Genomic DNA, 21,200 nt, shown 5'->3' on the forward strand with positions numbered 1-21,200 from the left:
GCTCCTCCTGACACAGTTTTGTTCAATTATCCCTTTATCGATCCACCCATAAGCCCTCTGACGAAATACTTTTGCAGCAAGAAAAAAATCGCGAGCGGCATCAGCATAGAGATAAATGCAGCCGAGGTGAGTAAATGCCAGTCGTTGCCCCGTGAGCCTACTAAGTCGGCGATTTTCATCGACATGACCTGCACTGACGGTTGATTGCCGATAAAAATCAGCGAGACTAAATAGTCATTCCACACCCATAGGAATTGAAAGATTCCGATAGAAGCCAGTGCAGGCACAGATAACGGTAGAATCAGCCTACTGAAAATAGTGAAATGGCTCGCCCCATCCATAAAAGCCGACTCAAACAAATCCTTAGGAAGCTGACTGATAAAGTTATACATAAAGTAGGTAACCAGCGGTAATCCAAAGGCCGTATGCGCCAGCCAAATGCCCAAGTAACTTCCGTTCAGTCCAAGAGCTGTATAATCTTTGAGCACTGGAATAAGTGCCACTTGTATTGGAATAACGAGCATTGCGATAATTATGACAAAAAGCGTGCGGCGTCCAGGAAAACGTAGCCAAGCAAAAGCATAGGCGGCAAAAGAAGCGATCAATACCGGAATGACCGTCGCCGGAACAGCAATCGTCAGTGTATTCCAGAAGGCCTGCGACAATCCGGTACCCTTTTGCACCGTTTCACTGCCATCGGCTTGCTTGAGCTTGTATTCCTTGCCCGAGAGCACGTTATTGTAGTTATCCAATGTGAGATCCGGTGTCATTTTCCAGCCTTGTTCCTGTTGATTTATGGTACGCGCTCTGCGGTTCTCCCACATCAAACGACTGCCATCGGCCTTAACGCCTGCCTTCAGCTGATCATCTGTATAGGTTTTGCCATTCACCTCGATTGGCTCCCGCAGATCCACATCTTTAGATAGCTGAAGGGTCTCTCCAGCCTTCCACTCCTGATGGGGAAAAGCTTTCCACCATCCAGTCTGCAGAATATCGGCAGCAGGACGGAAGGAGGAAATGAAGAGCCCAAGAGTCGGAAGTAACCAAATGAAACAAATCACACCCAGCACGATATTAACAATCGTCTTGCTGCCTTTTCTCTTCTTTTTCCCTGCCATTAGAATCCCCCTTGCTTACGGAACTGACGTAGATTGATTATGATCACAGGCAACACCGCGATCAGCAGAACAATAGCCAGCGTGGAGCCGTAACCGAAATTCCGGTACATAAAGAATTGGCGGTAAAACTGTGTAGCCACTACCTCTGTATCGTATTGACCTCCTGTCATCACCATGACGACGTCAAATATTTTCAACGTAAAGACGATAATGGTCGTTGTCACAGTCAGAATGGTTGCTGAAATGTAGGGGATCATGATTCCAAAGAAGATCTTCACCTCATTAGCACCATCCACTCGTGCAGCTTCCAATATGTCGTCAGGAACTCCCTTAATAGCTGCCGAGAATATCACCATCGCAAATCCGGTCTGCATCCAGATCAGAATGATGATGAGGAAAAAGTTATTCCACGGCTGAAGCATACTCGTCCATGCCTGTGGTTCTCCCCCAAAATAAGTAACGATGGCGTTCAAAAGTCCAATTTGTTCATCGCCGGGTTGATAGTAATATACAAACTTCCAAATAACGCCTGCGGCTACAAAAGAAATAGCCATCGGCATGAAAATGATCGATTTAGCTAGCTTCTCATAGCTGCTTCTGTCGGCAAGAATTGCAATCAAGAGCCCAAAAGCTACACATGCCAGTGTACCAACGAATACCCAAAGTAAGTTGTTACGCAGTGCCGTCGCCATTAGATGGTCGCTAAAGATCGCTGCATAGTTGCTGAGACCCACAAATTTCTCTGAAGAAGCATTGAAAAAGCTTAAATACAGCGTCCGCAGCGCAGGCAGCACCAATAGCCACCCCAATATAATCACTGCCGGACCAATAAAAATATAAGGCAATACCTTTCGGCGTACGTAATCAGGATATTGCTCGACTGCCCAGGTAAGTGTGTAATAGATCAGATAAACACCCAGAACCCCCCATAGAACAGCCAGAACCGCCGTTAGTAGCGGGTTTAGCGTGGAATCCCGAAAGAACAAAAAGATCAAGCCATTAACAACAACATTGGCTATTAATACTAAAAGAGACAACAATACCGCCCTAAGGCTTACCGTCTGCTTGGCTTTTAATTGTGGCTTCATTTGTGGTTGTAGTTGTGATTGTCCACCCATATTAGCTCCAGCTCCTCCTATACTCGCGCTTTGGAAAACAAAAAGAGGGGCAGAGAACCTTCAAATCTCGCTGCCCCTCTTTTAACTGTGTGCTTTCAATATTAGGTTAGTTATTCCAGCCAGACTGGATTTGTTCCAACGCCTGATCCAGCGTCGCAGTACCACTTACGTAGTCGGTCATGCCCTTCCAGAAGGTACCTGCGCCCACTTTGCCCGGCATCAGGTCAGAGCCATCAAAGCGCAGCGTGGAAGCATCCTGAACCAACTTCGCCATCCGGCGATCGGATTCTGAGGTATACCAATCCAGGGAAGCATCATTCATTGGAGCAATTACACCGCCCGATTGCACCCAGCTCTTAATGGATTCTCCTGTAGTAAAGAATTCCATAACTGCACGAACTTCAGGACGATCGTTGAACATCGCGTAAATATCGCCAGCAACTAGTACTGGTTTACCATATTGAGGGTCAATAGGCGGCAGGTAGAACCAATCATAATCTACATCAACCTTTGCGGTTTCAGGGAAGAAGCTTGTAATAAAGTTGCCGAGCATATTAAACCATGCTTTAGGAGGATTATTGAACATTGGCGCTGGGGCATCCCCGAATGATGTCGTCACGATGGATTTTGCACCACCATAGACATAATCCTTGTTGAGCCAAATTTTCGACATGGTTTCAACTGCATTCTTCACTTCTGGAGAGGTAAATGGCAGCTCACCTTTTACCCATTTATCGTAGTTCTCAGGTGTAGTTGTGCGCAGCATTATATTTTCTACCCAGTCTGTTGCCGGCCAGCCTGTTGCAGCACCACTCTCGATTCCAATAGCCCAAGCAGGATCACCGTCTTTCGCAATTTGTTCCGTCAGAGCCATCATCTCATCCCATGTCTCAGGAACCTTGTAGCCTGCTTCATCAAATTGCTTTTTTGGATACCAGACCAAGCTCTTTACGTTACTGCGGTTCCAGATTCCCGCCATGATCTTGCCGTCTTTCCCGTCCATATTAGACATATCAAGCCAGCTCTTGTTGTAATTAGCCGTCAATTTGGCTTGATCCAGTACGTTAGTTAAATCGATAACCTTGCCAGTCTTAGCAATCGAGGCTAGCAGTCCCGGCTGCGGGAAATCAGCGATATCCGGAGCATTTCCACCGTCTACTCGAATGTTTATCGTAGCTTCGAACTCTTTTGAGCCCTCGTATTGAATATCAATTCCTGTCTTCTCTTCAAACTCTTTAATACTATTCTCAAATTTCACTTGGTCAGCATCTACGAAGGGGCCGAACATCGTTACTTTAGTTCCTTTATAGTCGCCCTTCATGGCTAACTCTAGCGGAGATCCCGATGGCTCGGCGCTAGGAGCAGTTGTAGCTTTCTCAGTGTTATCTGCTGTTGGGCTGGTAGTCGCCGCAGGTGGATCTGTAGGCGCTGCATTGTTGTTATTGCCTCCGCCGCATGCGCTCAGCATCATAGTGAAGGATAAACACAGTACTAAAGCCAATGACTTTTTACGTCCTGAGGTTTTCTTCATCTTTTGTACATCCCCTTTAATGGTTTTAGAGATTGCTTCTGACTCAATCATCCGGTACCCTGGCATGTATAAGCAGCTTGTAGCAGATCACCTCCTTGCAAAGCTTTTCAGAATCTAAGGATCTATACTAAAAAAGAATCGAATCACAAATTCCAATTAATTGTAGCGCTTACATTTGTTATAGTATCATATAAAGTAAGCGTTTCCAATCTGTATTTGAAATGTTTTGGTAAAAATTATTTTTATTGTCTAGGCAAATATTCAAATGTTGCTTAATACGAGCGCTGAATTCTGAAAAGCTTTTCAAAGGGTGGTACACAAGTGAACTACCCCTATTTTTCTCGTGTAGATTCCCGCACAATCAGCTTATGCTCCATCTTCTCATTCAATACCTGCACTTCACCTGTTGTAAGCAATTCATGCAGCTTCTCGGCTGCACGATACCCTAACTCGTAAATTGGCTGTGCAATCGTAGTTAGCTTCGGGATGAACATACCCGACATCCTTAGATTATCAAACCCAATCACGGATACCTGACCCGGAACAAGAATATTACGATCCTTCAGATAAGAAATCGTCCCCATCGCGAATTCATCAGCCACACAGAAAACAGCAGTTAGCTCAGGGTAATCCGTAAATAGTTCATGTGCAGCTTGATAAGCATGTTCAAACCGGTGACTGGCGTATTTGCTCTTCGCAATATTCTGCTGTAACCCTGATTCTGTTAGTGCCCTTACAAATCCCTCATAACGTGGTGGTCCTGATACAGAATTATCATGGTTAAAACCAATCATGCCAATATCTTTATGACCTAAATCAATCAGGAATTTTACCGCATCATAGGCAGCCGCTTCATCATCCACCTCCACACTTGGAATATGAAACTCATCGGAATGTGAGGACACTAGCACAAATGGAATTCTACAACCGACCAATTTATCATGATATTCAGGGTAAAGGACATCACTGGCGAATACGATTCCATCCACCTGTTTCTCATGGAAGTTATCAATATAGGACAGTAGACGTTCTTTGTCACGGTCCGTATTGCAGATCATTAGACTATACCCAAGCTTGATGCAAGCATCCTGCATCCCACGAATCACCCCTGCGAAATACAGGTTCTCAATATCCGGAATAAGCAGGCCCAGTGTAAAGGACTTCTTGTAAATCAAACCACGTGCAAATGAATTTGGTTGATACCGCAATCGTTCTACAGCCTCCATCACTCGATTCCGTTTGCTCTCCACTACCGAATTCGGTGCATTCATAACACGTGACACTGTGCTAATCGACACCTCGGCCATTCTGGCAACATCTCTTATGGTTGGCTTCATAATGATAACTTCCTTTTTTAGGGAACTTTTCGATGTGATTATAGCAAGCCCGATTGGAAATAACAATAGAATTTTTGAAGCGCTTACATTATTTTTAAGAATTCATCTTCTCCTCCTCTTTCTTCACTCGGAAGATAAACGACTTACTTAAAGTGTGTATATAGTTTTATTACATGGTATACTATCCGAGTAGCGATATTCGTAGCTACAAATACTGCTCTATGAGCATAGAGCATTTATTATAGGAGGGATAATATTGAAACAACCTCGTGACATTCGATTCTCCGTACTGGACCTGGCTTCTATTGTGGAAGGAGGGACCGCGGCAGACTCTTTTCATAACTCTCTAGATTTAGCCCAGAACGCTGAGAAGTGGGGCTATCATCGGTATTGGTTCGCTGAACACCATAATATGATCGGAGTTGCCAGCTCTGCTACCTCACTCTTGATCGGACATATTGCTGGCGGCACCCAAAGTATACGTGTTGGCTCTGGTGGCATTATGCTATCCAACCACGCACCACTTGTTATTGCCGAACAGTTCGGGACTCTCGAATCTCTATATCCGGGACGGATCGATCTTGGACTGGGCAGAGCACCCGGATCTGATCAACCAGCTTCCCGTGCGCTGCGTCGCGGGCTCGGAAGCGATGGCAGTGAATTCCCTGAGCAGCTAAGTGAGCTAAGAGCTTACTTCGACCCTGCAGGAGCAGGGTCGCGCCCAGCTGGAGTACGCGCGGTTCCTGGGGAAGGCTTAAATGTTCCCATCTGGCTCTTAGGCTCCAGCGGCTTTAGTGCTGAGCTAGCAGCCAAGCTAGGGTTGCCTTTTGCCTTTGCCAGCCATTTTGCACCTGAGTATTTACTTCAGGCGCTGCACATATACCACAGTAATTTCCGTCCATCAGAAGTACTAGACAAACCTTATGTTATGGTCGGACTAGGGGTTACAGCAGCCGATACCGTAGATGAGGCAAGAAAGCTAGCTACCTCGCAGCAGCAGCAGTTCCTCAATATCATCCGCGGGCGTACAGGCAAGTTACAACCACCTGTTGAGAGTATGGATGGGCTATGGACGGTACAAGAAAAAGCAATCATGCTCGATAAGCAGCGTTATTCTTTCTCTGGCGATAAAGCAGTGATTAAAGAACGACTTCAAGACATTCTGAAAGAGACACAAGCAGATGAATTGATTATCTCCGCAGGGATTTATGATCATGAAGCTCGTCTTCGTTCCTATGAAATTGTAGCTGAGGCTATGAAAGAACTGTAAGATTGCAGTCTTAACGAGGCAGGACGTTATCTTAGTATCGGGAATTCTCCCGGTTCAGATATGCGTCTTGCCTTTTTTGTTTTGTTTTCGAGACCGTTCTTAATAAAACACCACTAAGATATTAAAAAACATAAAAATAAAGAGATATAGAGAGAAATCAACAGATAAACAGACCATATACTTATTATTTAATCAAATATGATCTCATTAGTTGGAATACATCATTTTTCTTTCGATCTCATTTTGATTATACTTTATATATTCGCTATAACGAACGATTTGTATTTTGGCTATGCCCTCTTTCTCCGTTCATTCAGAAAGATTCCGTCCACAAATGAAAGAGTGGTACTTTACGATACCACTTATTTCGACAATGTAGAATGGAATAATCGTTTAAAACGGAGGATTTTGCCGGAAGCCCGCAGATTTTGTTTTTTAACAGCTACAATGGGCTCAGGAGAAAGGAGCAAAGAAAGTGAAGAAGAAATACCATTCGGTCTTCATAGCTGCTTACGTTCTGATTATTCTGGTAGGAGTAATATGGCACGCTGGAGGGGTAAGCGCTCAGGATACCATTAAGCTTACTGTGAATTCTCATACCACGAGCACAGCCACCATGAACAATATGAAGCCCGGTGACGAAATGAGCTCAGAGTACACGATTATTAATGATGGCACAGAAGGCTTTGATTACTTTGTGGACTTTAAATTCATCTCTGGAGACGTAGAGTTATACAATATTCTCCAAATGACACTCGAAAAAGAGGGAGTAATCATCTATTCGGGAGTGATGAGTGAGGCAACTGGCAGAGTAACCATCGGTTCACTTGCTGGAGGAGAGAAGAATGTAATTCAAATGGATGTAACCTTCCCATGGGAAGCCGGCAACGAATATCAAGGGAAGGCCACGACCGTAGCTTTTGAATTCTCCGCTTCCGGAGAACCAGGTCCATCCGCCGAGCCTACTTCAACACCTACACCAACGCCAACAGCGACCGTCACACCTACACCTGATCCATCACCTACAGCAACGGCAACGGCAACAGCAACAGCAACAACTGAACCTACTACAACACCTACTGAAACACCATCAGCTACACCTGAAGCTTCACCGACACCTACGATTGCACCAACTACGACACCTACGGATTCACCAACGACTACTGCTTCACCTACAGCTGTCGTAACACCAGGTCAGTCAGTGCCTCCAACAACAACACCAACAGCAACACCATCGCCTACACCTACAGCTTCACCGCCTGCAGTCGATGAAATAAGCGTTACTGAAGAACCGATTCCAATGGGCGGAAGCACTAATGAGCCTACACCTGCAGCGTCACCAGGTGCCGGTAGTCAAACCACCAGTGCAACACCTCAGCCAAGCGATGAGGTAGCCTTACCTGACGGCGACATTCCTTTGGGAGCACCAGAGGCAGGCAACGAGCTTCCAAATACCGCCGAGCCTTGGTATAACTTAATTCTTGCCAGCTTAGCTATTGCGGTACTCAGCGTGATCATCATGCGCAGATTGAAATCGAAGAAAGAATAACATTTAGTAATTTAAGTCTGGAGGAGAGAGTATGAAGAAGCGTAATGGTGTCTTATTAACCGTGAAGCTAATCTTCATACTCTCTTTAGTTGTGCTGATTTATTCAATCGTTCAAGTCGTCAAAGCACCCATCGAGGCCAAGCAGGCCCTAAATGATTGGGCAAAAAAGAGGGAGGAAGCTATCGCCCGCCCCCTTTCAAATGAAGAGAATCCTCTCCCCAAGGGAATGGTCAGTTCTCCAAAAGAACAACCATCTTCTTCCCCCTCCTATAAAGAGGGTGAAGTGATTGGAGAAATCCGCTTCCCCACCTTAAATAAGAAGGTGGCTATTCTGGAGGGTACGGAAAGCCCTGAATTAAAAAAAGGAGCTGGACACTATATAGGTAGCGCAGCCATCGGCGCCATCGGTAATAGCGTGCTTGCTGGACACCGTGATACCGTATTCCGCAATCTAGGAGAACTTGTCGCAGGAGATCTGATCGAACTGGAAAGCATGGACGGTACGTTCACCTATGAAATGACAGGCAGCACGATTGTAGACGGGACTGAACGCGGCGCAATAAAACCAAGCGATAAGGCTATTCTTACCTTGATCACCTGTTATCCTTTTTCATACGTGGGATCAGCACCGGACCGATATTTACTTTCAGCGAAGCTAGTGAAGCAAGAAATATCGCCTCATTAAAGCTAATCTTAACTCTTAATCTTCCTCCTCAGGGATGAGACCAGATATGGAAAGTGATACTATATAGATACAACAGTAATGAGGAGATGACCCACAGTGAAAAAAGAGGTTATAGAACGGTTTATTTCGTATGCTCAAATGGATACCCAATCGAACGAGGATAATGAAACTTGTCCGTCCACTCCGGGGCAGATGGCGCTGGCCCACAAGCTTGTCGAAGAGCTAAAGGAGATCGGCATGGATGAAGTGCAGGTGGATGAGCATGGGTATGTCATGGCTACACTCCCAGCCAATACGGAGAAGGATGTTCCGACCATTGGTTTTTTGGCGCATCTCGATACAGCAACTGATTTCACAGGAACAAATGTAAAGCCACAGATCGTGGAGAACTACGATGGCAAAGATATTCTTTTGAACAAAGAATTAAATGTTGTATTGTCTAAAGCGAGCTTCCCAGAGCTGGCAGAATATAAAGGCCATACATTAATTACAACCGATGGCACCACCCTGCTTGGCGCAGACAATAAAGCCGGTATTGCCGAGATTATGACAGCTATGAATTACCTTCTTCAGCATCCAGAAATCAAACATGGCAAGATTAGAGTTGCCTTCACACCGGACGAAGAAATCGGCCGCGGACCTCATAAATTTGACGTAGCTGCTTTTAATGCTTCCTATGCTTACACTGTGGACGGAGGCCCACTCGGTGAACTAGAGTATGAAAGCTTTAATGCTGCATCAGCCAAAATCTCGGTTTACGGCGTCAATGTACATCCTGGTACTGCCAAAGGAAAAATGATTCATTCCGCAAAAATCGCTATGGCGCTCCACCTTAGACTCCCTGCTGAGGAAGCTCCAGAATTCACAGACGGTTATGATGGCTTCTACCACCTTAGCTCCATAGAAGGCACACCGGAATTCAGCAAGCTTCAATATATCATTCGTGACTTCGACCGCGAGAAATTCGAGGCACGTAAAGCCTTTCTTTCTGCCATCGTAGATGAATTTAAGAGCATCCATGGTGAAGAGAACATCGTACTTGAAATGAAAGACCAATATTACAACATGCGCGAAAAAATCGAACCGGTGCGTCATATTGTAGATATTGCCCATGAGGCGATGGAGAATCTGAACATCACACCGATCATCCGCCCGATTCGCGGGGGAACAGATGGCTCACAGCTTTCCTACATGGGTTTACCTACACCTAATATTTTCACGGGGGGCGAAAATTTCCACGGCAAATTCGAATACGCCTCTGCTGACAACATGGAAAAAGCGGTAAACGTAATCGTCGAGATCGCCAAGCTGTTCGAACAAAAAGCCTAAATTGTAATTAACGTCATTCCATATTGAATACAAAAAATCCCTGAAAAGGTCGATTCAGACCTCTCAGGGATTATTAATGTCCAAAGTCTATTCGATTAGCATCTCTCTTCCGGCGGCGTGTCTTTCCAGATCACGTTTTCCCCGTAATTCTTACCCCAATCATACATCAATCGAAGGACGGGAAGCAGGCTCTGTCCATATGAAGTCAGAGAATACTCTACTTTTGGAGGAACCTCGGCATACACTTTCCGAAGAACCAACTGATCTTCTTCAAGCTCTCGAAGCTGATTGGTCAACATTTTTTGCGTGATATGAGGAATTAACTTCTTCAGCTCACTGAACCGCTTTGTCCCTTCAAGCCCAAGATGCCACAGGATTATCAGCTTCCATTTGCCTCCGATCACCGCAAGCGTCAGTTCCTTCTCGCAGTTAATTTCCTTCAAATTGATGCGATCTTTAATCTCGGTTGCCATAACTAAAGCCTCCTCTCTCCTGTTGTCATACTAACACAAAAACGAATAACCTCCTTACTAGGAAGGCATTCGTTTCTGTACTTTCACTCTAAATTAGCATGCTTGCCGAACATCTGCTGAGTCGTCTGCCCCGTCTTCTCCATCATCCGCAGAATCACTGCATCGTAAAAGACTAACATCGTCTGTTCGAATAAAGAAGCCATTGGCTGAATCGTGCTGTAGCTTCCGCTGGTCTGATCTTTTGTAGACCCCGGCAGCTTCACTATATAGCTCGCTAAACGTCCGAGGGTCGAATCCGGCGCAATTGTAACGGCAATAACCTCTGCACCTACTCCTTTGGCCTTCTCTGCCATAGAGATCAGCCCCTTCGTCTCTCCTGAACCCGAACCGAGCACAAGCACATCACCAGGCTCAATACCCGGGGTTACCGTTTCTCCCACGACGTACGCTTCTTTACCGACATGCATGAGTCGCATTGCAAAAGCTCGTCCCATCAATCCTGATCTACCAGCCCCGGCCACAAATACCTTATTCGACTGAAGAAGCAGTTCAGCCATTCGTTCAGCTTCTTGATGATCAAGCTGAGAAATGGAGCGCTGAAGCTCCTCTATAATTTGCTGCGCATATTTCAATGTGTCCATTGTAATCTTAAGCCTGGTTAACTAGACGTTTCATCTCTGCCGCTGCAGCCTTTTGATCAGCCTCACCCGTAATGCCTCCGCCAACGATAACAAGATCAGGATTCGCTGCGATAACTTCCGGAAGCGTACTTAGCTTGATTCCCCCAGCGATAGCGGTTTTAGCCTGTTTAACCACACTTTTAATTGCATTCAGATCTGCAAAAGAATTTTTCCCTTCCGCCTGATGGTCATATCCAGAATGTACGCAGATATAGTCTACGCCAAGTGCGTCCACTTCAGCCGCTCTTGCTTTGATATCCTTCACATTGATCAGGTCAACCAGAACCTCTTTATTCGTCTTCTTAGCCTCCTCCACCGCACCTCGAATGGTAGCATCATCAGATACACCAAGCACAGTAACGATATCAGCACCAGCCTCTACCGCCTTCATCACTTCATATCCACCAGCATCCATGATTTTCAAATCAGCCAATACTGTCAAAGCAGGAAAAGCTTCCTTTATTGCTTTCACCGCATGCAAGCCTTCATTAATAACGATAGGTGTTCCAATTTCAACGATATCTATATATTCAGCAACCTCTGAGACAATCTCTTTCGCTCCCGCAATATCCACTAGATCCAATGCTAATTGCAATTTCATATTTATTTGCACTCCTTGTTAATATATTTTAGTAAGTCATGTACAAATTGTAGATCCTTACATCCTTTAAGGGAAGTAGGCACTTTATTGTGATGTAGTTACCTGGAGGATACTAATGTGCTGCTGCCAGCTTTATCTTTACAGATATTTATAACCTTTTGTCATATTTTTGTAAAAGTACTGCATTTTCATGAAAGCTGTGCTAACATTACAGTTTGTTTATGGAATAACAGGAATTTAATCATGATGTAAGAAGGTGTACAATGAAGCACAATAATCACCAAGAATTTAACCTTGTAAAACTAACTTGGCCGATATTCCTGGAACTGTTCCTATTTATGCTCATGGGCAGTGTGGATACTTTTATGATCAGCTCCGTATCGGACGATGCCGTATCAGGTGTTGGCGCAGCGAATCAGATTATCGCGATGGCTATTTTAGTTCTCAGTGTAATTGGTAACGGCGCAGCGATTGTGGTCTCCCAATACCTCGGTTCCAAAAAACCTCTGGAAGCCGCTCAAGTGACCGGCAATGCCATTACTCTAAACCTGTTAGTAGGAATTCTCCTAAGTACGTTTTTGCTGATATTCGGAGGGACTCTACTAACTGCCCTGAATGTAAAAGGGGACATTCTCGTTTACGCTAAATCCTATATACATATTGTCGGGGGCGGTATTTTTCTCCAAGCATTAATCAATGCTCTGGCGACCACAATCCGTACGCACGGTTTCACTAAACAGACGATGGTCGTATCCTTGCTGATGAACATCATTCACGTGGTGGGTAACTACTTACTCATCTATGGTCATTTTGGACTTCCAGCGTTAGGTGTCGAAGGTGCAGCTATCTCAACGGTTGTCAGTCGGTTTATCTGTCTTATTATTTTCTTCTTACTGCTCTACAGAGTGATGGAGGTACGGGTAAAGTTAACCTACTACATTCATCTTTCCAAAAAATATGTGCAGCAAATTCTCAAAATCGGCATCCCGTCCGCGTTTGAATCGATTATTTATCAATCTTGTCAGCTCGTATTCACGCTGTATATTACCTATCTGGGCGCCGAGGCTATGGCCACTCGTCAATACGCGCTCAACATTTCCAATTATATATATTTATTCAGTGTAGCCGTCTCCATGGGAACCTCCATTATCGTAGGACATCTGGTGGGAGCTAGACGCCCCAAGGAGGCCTATAAGCGTGTATTCACCAGTGTGAAGTGGGCACTTCTGGTCACAGTAGTAATAGATGCTCTTGTGATCGTCTTCCGGGTACCGCTATTCGGCCTCTTCACAGACAACGAGAACATTATTCTGATGGGGGCTCAGGTTATATTGCTTAGTTTCTTCCTAGAGACCGGGCGCACAACTAATTTGGTCATCATTAACTCACTACGCGCCTCGGGCGATGCGAAGTTCCCAGTATATATGGGACTGATCTCCATGGTCTGCATGAGCTTACCCCTTGGCTATTTTCTGGTATTCCAGCTTAACCTAGGATTAGCCGGTGTGTGGATTGCCACTGCGGCTGATGAGTGGACAAGAGCTGTCATTATGTATTTCCGCTGGAAGAGTCGAGCTTGGGAGAAACACGGACTGATTCAGCACGATGATGTAGAACACAGCGTGCCTTCCACTACCCCTGCAGCTGTAAATTAACGAATTTATTTAGGTGGTTCTCTAAGGTCATACCAGATCTTAAGGGTCCACCTTTTTTATCGCTTCATGATTACATAAATTTTAGAATGAATGAAGCATTCTACGTTACAATAGATAGAACGTAATTAATTTAAAGGGGAGAACCTCATGCCGGAAGAAACCGGGATCCACGAGTTATTGACGCTCAAGACGATTGCGGAGACCTTAAACAGTTCCAATGAGCTCAAACCGATGCTCGATACAGTTATGGGCAAGCTGTTAGATCTAACAGGAAATACGGCAGGCTGGATCTTCCTGAGCGAAGAGAATATGGAGTATGAATTCGCCGCAGATCGGGGTTTACCGCCAGCGCTGCAACGGGACAATAAACAGCCGATGCAGTGTGGAAGCTGCTGGTGCTTAGACCGCCTATGGAACGGACGGCTAGAACATGCTGTTAACATTCTAAACTGCAAGCGGCTGAGTAATGCCAGGCAATATAACTGGGGCGATACGTTGGGGATCACCCACCACGCCACTATCCCACTGCATTCAGGTGATCGCTACCTAGGACTTATGAATGTAGCCGCACCGGGCAAAGCACATTACCCCGACAGTGAGCTGGCTCTGCTACAATCCGTGGCCCTGCAAATTGGCAGTGCCATTGAACGCATGCAGTTATATAGCACCGAGCAGCGCCGTGCCAATCTGTACGCCAAATTAGGGGAGTTCAGCGCTGCTTTGAATCTAACGGCTAGTGAATGCATCTCCCCAAGCATTCTGGTGGAGAAAACCACCGCCCTGATTGGCCAATATTTCGATTGGCCTTTTGCAGCGATCATTGGACAACATGAGGGCAAATTCGAAGTACATGCAGCCGCTCATGCAGCTAATATAACACCTGAATTAGCTCCTTTTGAGCTCTCGGATTCCTTTAAGAATCGTCTAAGGGATATTGCAAAAGGACAGCGCTTCGCAACATTAACCTCTGACGAAGAACAGGAAATTACGAACTCATGCTGTTCCGAACAGCCTGTTACAGAGCGAGTTGTAATGCTTGCCGTCCCCTTTCGGCAGATTACTGCACATGGTTCAGCCATTCTACTCATCACCTCGCCTAAAGCACTCGCCTCCGCAACCGCAGATGGAGAAGTACTCGAAGCGATTGCCGAGCACATTTCAGCTACACTGGAAAGTGTACAGCTCGGAGAGAAGCGCCGCGAAATCGCGCGTCTGGACGAGCGGAATCGACTGGCCCGTGACCTCCACGACTCGGTGAACCAAATTCTGTTCTCCCTCTCGATGACGGCCAAAGGTGTAGAAAGCATGCTGAAGCAAGAGCACACCTCCCATCCGGCTGCTGAGGCGGTCCGCGATATTCAAGAGCTCTCGCAATCTGCACTCAAAGAAATGCGTGCTTTAATCATGCAGCTTCGTCCTGCAGGACTGGAAGCCGGGTTATTGACCGCGCTGCAGGCTCATGGTCAGCAACTAGGGCTGTTGATACAGACAGAGCGCAGCGGTGTACTCGAACTTCCCCGCAATGTGGAAGAAGGGCTTCTGCGCATTGGTCAAGAAGCGCTCAACAATGTACGCAAGCACTCCGGAGCTTCTAAAGCTGAAGTATCACTACATTTGAACGCTACCGAGGTGATACTGAGCATTGCCGATCAGGGCAAGGGCGGTGCCAAACGGCGCTGTAACACAGACACCAATGAATCTCTCGGCCTGCATATTATGAAGGAAAGAGCTGAGGCGCTCTACGGCCGTATTCATATCCACAGTGAGGAGCATCAAGGCACAACAGTTGAGGTAACCATCCCTTTGCCCCTCCAATCCACATGAAGTCGGGTGATCACAAATGACAATAGGTTTATTACTGGTTGACGATCATGCAATGGTTCGTCGAGGGCTACAAGTGTTTCTCTCGACACAACCGGACATCAAGGTTATCGGAGAAGCGTCGAACGGCCGCGAGGCACTAGAGAGAACGGCTGAGCTCCAGCCGGATATCATATTAATGGATTTGAACATGCCTGTTATGGACGGTATCGAGACAGCTAAACAGCTACGGATCTCCCATCCACAGGTCAAAATCATTGTGTTGACCTCCTTTTCAGATCAGGATCATGTACTCCCTGCTATCCGCGTAGGGATCAAAGGATATTTGCTAAAAGACATAGAACCAGAAGCGCTGGTAGTCGCCATCCGCAAGGTACACAGTGGTCAAGTTGAGCTGCATTCCGCAGCTGCCAGTCAACTGATGAATCTAATGGCAGCTTCTACACCAGAACAACTGAATGTTAGCAACTCAGATCTGAATGGATCCAGTACTACATCGGTTACAATCACCGGATCTGAGCTTCTTACTCCGCGAGAGCAGGAGGTGTTAGACCTCATTGCACTAGGTATGAGCAACAAAGAGATTGCCAGTAAGCTGGTCATCACCGAGAAGACTGTTAAGACACATGTCAGTCATGTACTAGGAAAGCTGAACTTATCAGATCGGACTCAAGCTGCCATTTTTGCATTGAAAAGCGGCTACAACTCATAGCGCCACAGCTCATCTACAACTATAGTCTTAGACGCTCAGCACAATTGCTGAGCGTTTTTATTATGCAGGTTCATTCCATGTGCTGACGTCAACAAATGTCGATTCAGCTATCATTGGTTTATAGCAATCGACCTTATAGGAGTGGATACAGATGAAAGTCATGATCCTGACAGGCAGCAATCGAAAAGAAGCGACTAGCACCAAGTTGGCAGAGCATGCCACACATTTTATTAATCAGCAAGGCGAACAAGTCACCCTGTTTAATCTCCATAAACGCCCGCTGCCCTTTTATTCACCAGATGAGTCTTACGCGGAGCATGAGCATCTAAGCGCCCTCCATCAAGAGATGCTAACTGCGAACGCAATCATCCTGATTACCCCGGAATACCACGGTTCCATGAGCGGCGTGATGAAAAATGCTCTCGACCATCTAGGCCAGACACACTTCAACGGCAAAGTGGTATTGTCCGCTAGCTCTGCAGGTGGAGCTATAGGTGTAAGCTCATTGCTTCAATTGCAGGCGGTTGTACGCAATCTACATGGGATTAATACGCCAGACTGGATCTCCATCGGTGGGATGCAGCGCAAGCGGTTCGAGGTTGAATACGACGGGTATGAGGGCGGCCAAGAAATTGAAGATCGCATTCGCCTAGTCTTAGAATCATTCCTAAATTTAGCTCGCAAAATCAATAGCCCGGCAGGTGCCGCGCTATGATCAAAGGACTGTTTGAAACCCATCTGAACGTGACTAACCTTGAACAATCTGCTCATTTCTATGCTCATGTTCTGGGACTACCCTTAGCACATTCGGAGAATACTGAGGGCCGCAAGCGGCGATTTTACTGGATTGGAGAAGATCGTAATCAGGCCATGCTGGGAATTTGGGAGAAGGCACCTTCCGAGGTTGTGCGTCAGCACTTTGCTTTCCAAGTAACGTTTGAGGATATGAAGCAGTCAGTATCCTACCTGAAGGCCAAGGGGATTGAAGCCTCCAACTTCCTCGATGATGATAAGGGACAATTGTATGTATTTGGCTGGATGCCAGCCGTATCCGTGTATTTCAGTGATCCAGATGGTCATTCCTTAGAGTTCCTAGCTGTACTGCCTGATTCACCCAGACCTGAGCTAGGAATGGTACCCTGGAAAGAATGGGAACTAATACACGGAAGAACCTGGTAGTTATTGATAACATTCAGGCTAAGCCTGCACACGAGGAGACGAGAATATGATAAAAGGACTATACGAAGCACATTTACCAGTAAGTAATCTTGAGGTATCTATCGAATTTTATGAGAAATTGGGATTAAAAATGGCCTGGCGGGATGAGGAAACTGCATTCTTCTGGATTGAGGAAGGTCGGAGTTGGATCGGCATTTGGGAAGGAAAGGAAGTAGAAACGCCATACCACCCATCTTTACGGCATATTGCCTTCCGCGTAACTTATGAGGATCTGAAGCAATCACTGCAATGGCTGGAATCCATTGGGTTAGACGCTGTTCCGTTCCGTAATCGAACTTCCGTTGAGCCTTTTATTCGAGCTTATCAAGGGAATGCTTCTGTGTACTTCAACGACCCGGACGGCAACAGCCTGGAATTGATGTGCCATGTAGAGGTTCCTGAACATTTGAAGCATCTCTCAGAGAACATCATCTTAACCGAGTGGGACAAATTGCTCGAACAGAACTAAAATACTCAAACAAAAAACAGCTGCCCACCATCAAGGGTCCAGCTGTTTGAGTATGTTAGCTGCTTCTTTTTAACCATCTCTAGCATGGTTTTAGTAAAGGCTGTTACTTAATCGTGATGCCTTTCTTCATAGCCTTCATATCTGAATTCGTGTTCACAAGCATTGGCAGTATCTTCATACTTCTCGTCATGGGAGAGTTACATTGCCAGCAGGTAGGTACGTACTGAAATGCAAAGTTATCGCGCATCCAACCGGTGCAACCTTCCTTGGTACAAGACCAAATGGCTGTGTCTTCCTGCGGAAGATCCTCCAGTGCTTTTTTACGAAAATACATAAGTACCCCTCCTTGGATCGAATCGAGACGATTTCGCCACCCTATTAGGGGCAGATTCATAAGATGAAAAATAAAAAAGCTGCCCTCAACTTGTGTTAAGGGCAGCCTAATTTTCGAATTACAGTTTTACAACGTTTTCGGCTTGTGGTCCACGAGCGCCTTGAGTTACGTTGAACTCAACGCGTTGGCCTTCGTCCAAAGATTTAAATCCGTCGCCTGTGATTGCGGAGAAGTGTACGAATACGTCGCTTCCACCTTCAACCTCGATAAAACCAAATCCTTTGTCTGCATTAAACCATTTAACTGTACCTGTTTGCATGATATTACCTCCAATATTTTATTTAACACATGTCCTTTTATTCCTACGTAGTGTACGAACAAATAAAAATTCACACATTGGAAAAGGACTCATACGCACAAATGATAACCTTTTACAATATGTGAATTAAGGGTTAAATTTATGATTAACTTCATTGTACCACACTAAATCATTGAATGCAATGTAAATGCCTACTTTTTTCATTCCGGCTCTATATCCTCTTATATTAAAGGCTTTAGAGCCGGAAATGCACAAGGGTTAATCGATGTATCCTGCCAGCCCTTTATCCATTAAGTAATCCATCTCCGCATCAAGAATCGTCTCTACTGTGATTTCATCCAGCTTCACATCACGCTGGGCAACAACATAGTCAACCAGATCATCATTGTCGATGTCTACCTCGCCTTTGGCATTGGCCTTGGCATTATTGATAAAGGTCTGTTCATGCTTCAATACTAAACGAATTAATTTAGGATCTACTTTGGTTTTGGCAGATAATACTGTTACTAATTCCTGCTCGTTTAATTTGTCACTCATTTTTCAAATTTCATCTCCCTACAATTATTACACATCCATTGTAGCATATTTCACGCTTTAACGCGTCATTACGCGAAGTATACCGCGGTTTGTTCACACTTTTCTTGCTAACACGGGCTCTACAACATTCCACTTCAGGTAAGTTATTTAATAAAAACAGTTGTGAGGAACATTGACTTGTGCCAAAATATAAAAAAAGTGTTGGACCAAATTGAATACTAGAAAAGGCGGTTGAATTCATGAGCTCTGTATCTTCCCAGCAATTAGACACAAACAGCAACAAGGCACATCGTTATATCGAAGACGTATACGCACAGGTTGTTGCGCGTAATCCTTTCGAGCCCGAATTCCATCAGGCTGTAAAGGAAATCCTTGAATCTTTGCTTCCAATCCTGGCTGCTGAACCTAAGTATCAGGAAAATGCCATTCTGGAAAGATTGGTTGAGCCAGAACGTTTGATTATGTTCCGTGTTCCTTGGACAGATGATCAAGGTAAGGTCAGAGTTAACCGTGGATATCGTGTACAGTTCAGCAGTGCCATTGGACCTTACAAAGGTGGACTTCGTTTTCACCCATCCGTTAATGCTAGTATTATCAAATTCCTCGGCTTTGAGCAAATCTTCAAAAACGCTCTTACCGGTCAACACATCGGCGGAGGTAAAGGCGGATCCGACTTTGATCCTAAAGGAAAATCCGAAGGCGAAATCATGCGTTTTGCACAAAGCTTCATGACTGAATTGCAAAATTACATCGGGCCTGACCAGGACGTTCCTGCAGGAGATATCGGTGTAGGTGGTCGTGAGATTGGCTACATGTACGGACAATACAAGCGGATCCGCGGAGGATATCCGGCTGGCGTATTGACTGGTAAAGGTATTGGTTACGGCGGAAGTCAGGCTCGGACAGAAGCTACTGGTTACGGTACAGTTTATTTCGTAAACGAGATGCTGAAAGCAAAAGGCCTTTCCTTTGAAGGAAGTCGCGTTGTTGTTTCCGGGTCTGGTAACGTAGCGATCTATGCGATTGAAAAAGCTGTACAGCTAGGTGCAACAGTTGTAGCTTGTAGTGACTCCGCTGGATATATCTATGACGAAAACGGCATTAACCTCGAAACTGTCCGCCGCCTGAAAGAAGTCGAAAGAAAACGGATAAGTGAATATGTGAATGAACACCCTAACGCTGTGTATACCGAAGATTCCACGCAAATTTGGACTATTCCTTGTGATATCGCCCTTCCGAGTGCTACTCAGAATGAGATTGATGAAGCCATGGCATTGAAACTGATTGAGAATGGTGTTAAAGCAGTAGGCGAAGGCGCCAATATGCCATCCACCCTTGAAGCTATTCACCAGTTCCAACAAGCTGGCGTGCTATTCGCACCTGCCAAAGCTGCTAATGCTGGCGGCGTAGCTGTATCTGCGCTTGAAATGGCCCAAAACAGCATGCGTATGTCCTGGAGCTTTGAAGAAGTTGATACGAAACTGCATGAGATCATGGTTTCCATCTATCAACAGTCTGTAGATGCATCCGAGCAGTATGGACAGTCTGGCAACCTCGTTGCAGGAGCGAATATCGCTGGATTCAAAAAAGTAGCCGATGCTATGTTGGCTGAAGGCGTAATCTAATCAAGCATAAACAAACGGCGTTGTAATCCTAAACGTCCGATATACGAAGTCCCCGTAACCGGTGAGTAAGAAGCCGGGTACGGGGACTTTTTTGTACAACTATGAATTCCAACCTGGGATTTGCCGCAAATCGCCATCCCATATAGAATAAGTACTCTTCACAACCATATTAGACGGCGAAGAAGCCGTGTGAATATAGCAGGAATCTATGCCTACCTTCAGAGCACCCTCAATATCCGTACGAGGATCATTTCCAATCATAATAGCCGAGCTCAAATCGGCTTCATATTTGTCGACTAAGTAGCTGTAAAATAGCGGATCAGGTTTACTCACCCCTGCTTCCGAAGAGATCGCAATGCCATCGAATAGATGGATGATTCCGAGCATAGTTAACTCTGCCTCAATAAATGTCTTCTGCCCGTTGGAGAGCAGAAATACTTTTTTGCCACGTTCTCTTAATGTTTGTAGGATTTCAGCCACACCGTCATAAAGAGAGATATGGACCATCGATAACGTCCGTAGCCATCTCACAGTTTCATATAACCACGCTTGATCCGGTTCTCCACCTAATTGACGGGCCACAGACCGAAACACTTCCTCCATTACGAAATCCGGATACTCGCAGCTCCGTGCGGCTTCACTTAGTTGAAGATCCCTCTCCCGCAAAAACCGTTCTTGCAGTTCCCCTCCTGATATAGAGAGTCCCTGATATCCGAAATGGAGAGCTAACCTTTCCCATACCTCAGATTGCTCCTCATCTGTCTCAATATCAATCAGTGTACCGTACAGATCGAAAATATAAGTCTGATACATCCCCGT

The 21,200-nt window shown here is 45.5% G+C and carries 22 protein-coding genes; 11 read left to right on the forward strand and 11 right to left on the reverse strand.

The window, feature by feature from the left end:
- Nucleotides 1-26 precede the first annotated feature (26 nt).
- From ACWNM1_RS00910 to ACWNM1_RS00925, 4 genes are all read right to left on the reverse strand, one after another.
- Nucleotides 27-1,118: a carbohydrate ABC transporter permease gene (locus tag ACWNM1_RS00910; protein WP_042131499.1), complete on the reverse strand. Its 1,092-nt coding sequence runs from the start codon at nt 1,116-1,118 to the stop codon at nt 27-29.
- On the reverse strand, nt 1,118-2,206 hold the full coding sequence (locus ACWNM1_RS00915; protein WP_449599399.1) for a carbohydrate ABC transporter permease: 1,089 nt from the start codon (nt 2,204-2,206) through the stop codon (nt 1,118-1,120). Before ACWNM1_RS00915 ends, ACWNM1_RS00910 begins: the two co-directional genes overlap by 1 nt.
- A gap of 136 nt (nt 2,207-2,342) precedes the next feature.
- The gene (locus ACWNM1_RS00920; protein WP_449599206.1) at nt 2,343-3,767 is read right to left on the reverse strand and encodes an ABC transporter substrate-binding protein; all 1,425 of its coding nucleotides are present in this window, start codon (nt 3,765-3,767) and stop codon (nt 2,343-2,345) included.
- 332 nt (nt 3,768-4,099) lie between these two features.
- On the reverse strand, nt 4,100-5,104 hold the full coding sequence (locus tag ACWNM1_RS00925; RefSeq protein WP_449599208.1) for a LacI family DNA-binding transcriptional regulator: 1,005 nt from the start codon (nt 5,102-5,104) through the stop codon (nt 4,100-4,102).
- A 256-nt stretch (nt 5,105-5,360) separates the two neighbouring features.
- Here ACWNM1_RS00925 and ACWNM1_RS00930 point away from each other — a divergent pair, with 256 nt between their 5' ends.
- The 4 genes from ACWNM1_RS00930 to pepT all read left to right on the forward strand — a co-directional run bounded on the left by ACWNM1_RS00930 (nt 5,361) and on the right by pepT (nt 9,937).
- Nucleotides 5,361-6,374: an LLM class flavin-dependent oxidoreductase gene (locus tag ACWNM1_RS00930; protein ID WP_449599210.1), complete on the forward strand. Its 1,014-nt coding sequence runs from the start codon at nt 5,361-5,363 to the stop codon at nt 6,372-6,374.
- A 475-nt stretch (nt 6,375-6,849) separates the two neighbouring features.
- On the forward strand, nt 6,850-7,923 hold the full coding sequence (locus tag ACWNM1_RS00935) for a hypothetical protein (protein WP_449599212.1): 1,074 nt from the start codon (nt 6,850-6,852) through the stop codon (nt 7,921-7,923).
- 31 nt (nt 7,924-7,954) lie between these two features.
- Complete coding sequence (locus tag ACWNM1_RS00940; RefSeq protein WP_449599213.1) at nt 7,955-8,608, forward strand: sortase; 654 nt, start codon at nt 7,955-7,957, stop codon at nt 8,606-8,608.
- Between the two features lie 96 nt (nt 8,609-8,704).
- Complete coding sequence (gene pepT, locus ACWNM1_RS00945; RefSeq protein WP_341146655.1) at nt 8,705-9,937, forward strand: peptidase T; 1,233 nt, start codon at nt 8,705-8,707, stop codon at nt 9,935-9,937.
- Between the two features lie 95 nt (nt 9,938-10,032).
- On the opposite strand, the gene ACWNM1_RS00950 is transcribed toward pepT, so the two are convergent.
- The 3 genes from ACWNM1_RS00950 to hxlA all read right to left on the reverse strand — a co-directional run bounded on the left by ACWNM1_RS00950 (nt 10,033) and on the right by hxlA (nt 11,691).
- A complete protein-coding gene (locus ACWNM1_RS00950; protein ID WP_036682121.1) occupies nt 10,033-10,410 on the reverse strand; it encodes a winged helix-turn-helix transcriptional regulator in 378 nt (125 codons plus the stop codon).
- Nucleotides 10,411-10,493: 83 nt separating this feature from the next.
- Nucleotides 10,494-11,051 carry a 6-phospho-3-hexuloisomerase gene (hxlB, locus tag ACWNM1_RS00955; protein ID WP_449599215.1) on the reverse strand — a complete coding sequence of 186 codons (558 nt, stop codon included), beginning with the start codon at nt 11,049-11,051 and terminating at the stop codon, nt 10,494-10,496.
- A gap of 7 nt (nt 11,052-11,058) precedes the next feature.
- On the reverse strand, nt 11,059-11,691 hold the full coding sequence (gene hxlA, locus ACWNM1_RS00960) for a 3-hexulose-6-phosphate synthase (protein WP_340973359.1): 633 nt from the start codon (nt 11,689-11,691) through the stop codon (nt 11,059-11,061).
- Between the two features lie 263 nt (nt 11,692-11,954).
- Here hxlA and ACWNM1_RS00965 point away from each other — a divergent pair, with 263 nt between their 5' ends.
- From ACWNM1_RS00965 to ACWNM1_RS00990, 6 genes are all read left to right on the forward strand, one after another.
- On the forward strand, nt 11,955-13,346 hold the full coding sequence (locus ACWNM1_RS00965) for an MATE family efflux transporter (protein ID WP_449599217.1): 1,392 nt from the start codon (nt 11,955-11,957) through the stop codon (nt 13,344-13,346).
- A 147-nt stretch (nt 13,347-13,493) separates the two neighbouring features.
- Nucleotides 13,494-15,170: a GAF domain-containing sensor histidine kinase gene (locus ACWNM1_RS00970; protein WP_449599219.1), complete on the forward strand. Its 1,677-nt coding sequence runs from the start codon at nt 13,494-13,496 to the stop codon at nt 15,168-15,170.
- Between the two features lie 16 nt (nt 15,171-15,186).
- Nucleotides 15,187-15,879 (forward strand): response regulator, encoded by a 693-nt coding sequence (locus ACWNM1_RS00975; protein WP_449599220.1) that lies wholly within the window; start codon nt 15,187-15,189, stop codon nt 15,877-15,879.
- Nucleotides 15,880-16,030: 151 nt separating this feature from the next.
- Nucleotides 16,031-16,594 (forward strand): NADPH-dependent FMN reductase, encoded by a 564-nt coding sequence (locus ACWNM1_RS00980; protein ID WP_449599221.1) that lies wholly within the window; start codon nt 16,031-16,033, stop codon nt 16,592-16,594.
- Nucleotides 16,591-17,058, forward strand: coding sequence for a VOC family protein (locus ACWNM1_RS00985; protein WP_449599223.1), 468 nt, complete (start codon nt 16,591-16,593; stop codon nt 17,056-17,058). The genes ACWNM1_RS00980 and ACWNM1_RS00985 overlap by 4 nt, the downstream gene beginning before the upstream one ends.
- A gap of 46 nt (nt 17,059-17,104) precedes the next feature.
- A complete protein-coding gene (locus tag ACWNM1_RS00990; protein WP_449599224.1) occupies nt 17,105-17,566 on the forward strand; it encodes a VOC family protein in 462 nt (153 codons plus the stop codon).
- Nucleotides 17,567-17,669: 103 nt separating this feature from the next.
- Here the strand turns inward: ACWNM1_RS00990 and ACWNM1_RS00995 are convergent, their stop codons facing one another.
- The 3 genes from ACWNM1_RS00995 to ACWNM1_RS01005 form a co-directional block, all read right to left on the reverse strand.
- Nucleotides 17,670-17,900: a cold-shock protein gene (locus tag ACWNM1_RS00995; protein WP_042131520.1), complete on the reverse strand. Its 231-nt coding sequence runs from the start codon at nt 17,898-17,900 to the stop codon at nt 17,670-17,672.
- A gap of 118 nt (nt 17,901-18,018) precedes the next feature.
- Entirely contained in the window at nt 18,019-18,219 is a 201-nt protein-coding gene (locus ACWNM1_RS01000) for a cold-shock protein (protein WP_019914790.1), read from the reverse strand.
- Between the two features lie 258 nt (nt 18,220-18,477).
- Complete coding sequence (locus tag ACWNM1_RS01005; protein ID WP_060626091.1) at nt 18,478-18,756, reverse strand: hypothetical protein; 279 nt, start codon at nt 18,754-18,756, stop codon at nt 18,478-18,480.
- A gap of 239 nt (nt 18,757-18,995) precedes the next feature.
- Here ACWNM1_RS01005 and gdhA point away from each other — a divergent pair, with 239 nt between their 5' ends.
- The gene (gdhA, locus tag ACWNM1_RS01010; protein WP_042192743.1) at nt 18,996-20,381 is read left to right on the forward strand and encodes an NADP-specific glutamate dehydrogenase; all 1,386 of its coding nucleotides are present in this window, start codon (nt 18,996-18,998) and stop codon (nt 20,379-20,381) included.
- 99 nt (nt 20,382-20,480) lie between these two features.
- On the opposite strand, the gene ACWNM1_RS01015 is transcribed toward gdhA, so the two are convergent.
- Nucleotides 20,481-21,194 (reverse strand): HAD family hydrolase, encoded by a 714-nt coding sequence (locus ACWNM1_RS01015; RefSeq protein ID WP_449599225.1) that lies wholly within the window; start codon nt 21,192-21,194, stop codon nt 20,481-20,483.
- Between the last annotated feature and the right edge of the window lie 6 nt (nt 21,195-21,200).

The sequence above is a fragment of the Paenibacillus sp. Marseille-Q9583 genome, assembly GCF_976954365.1.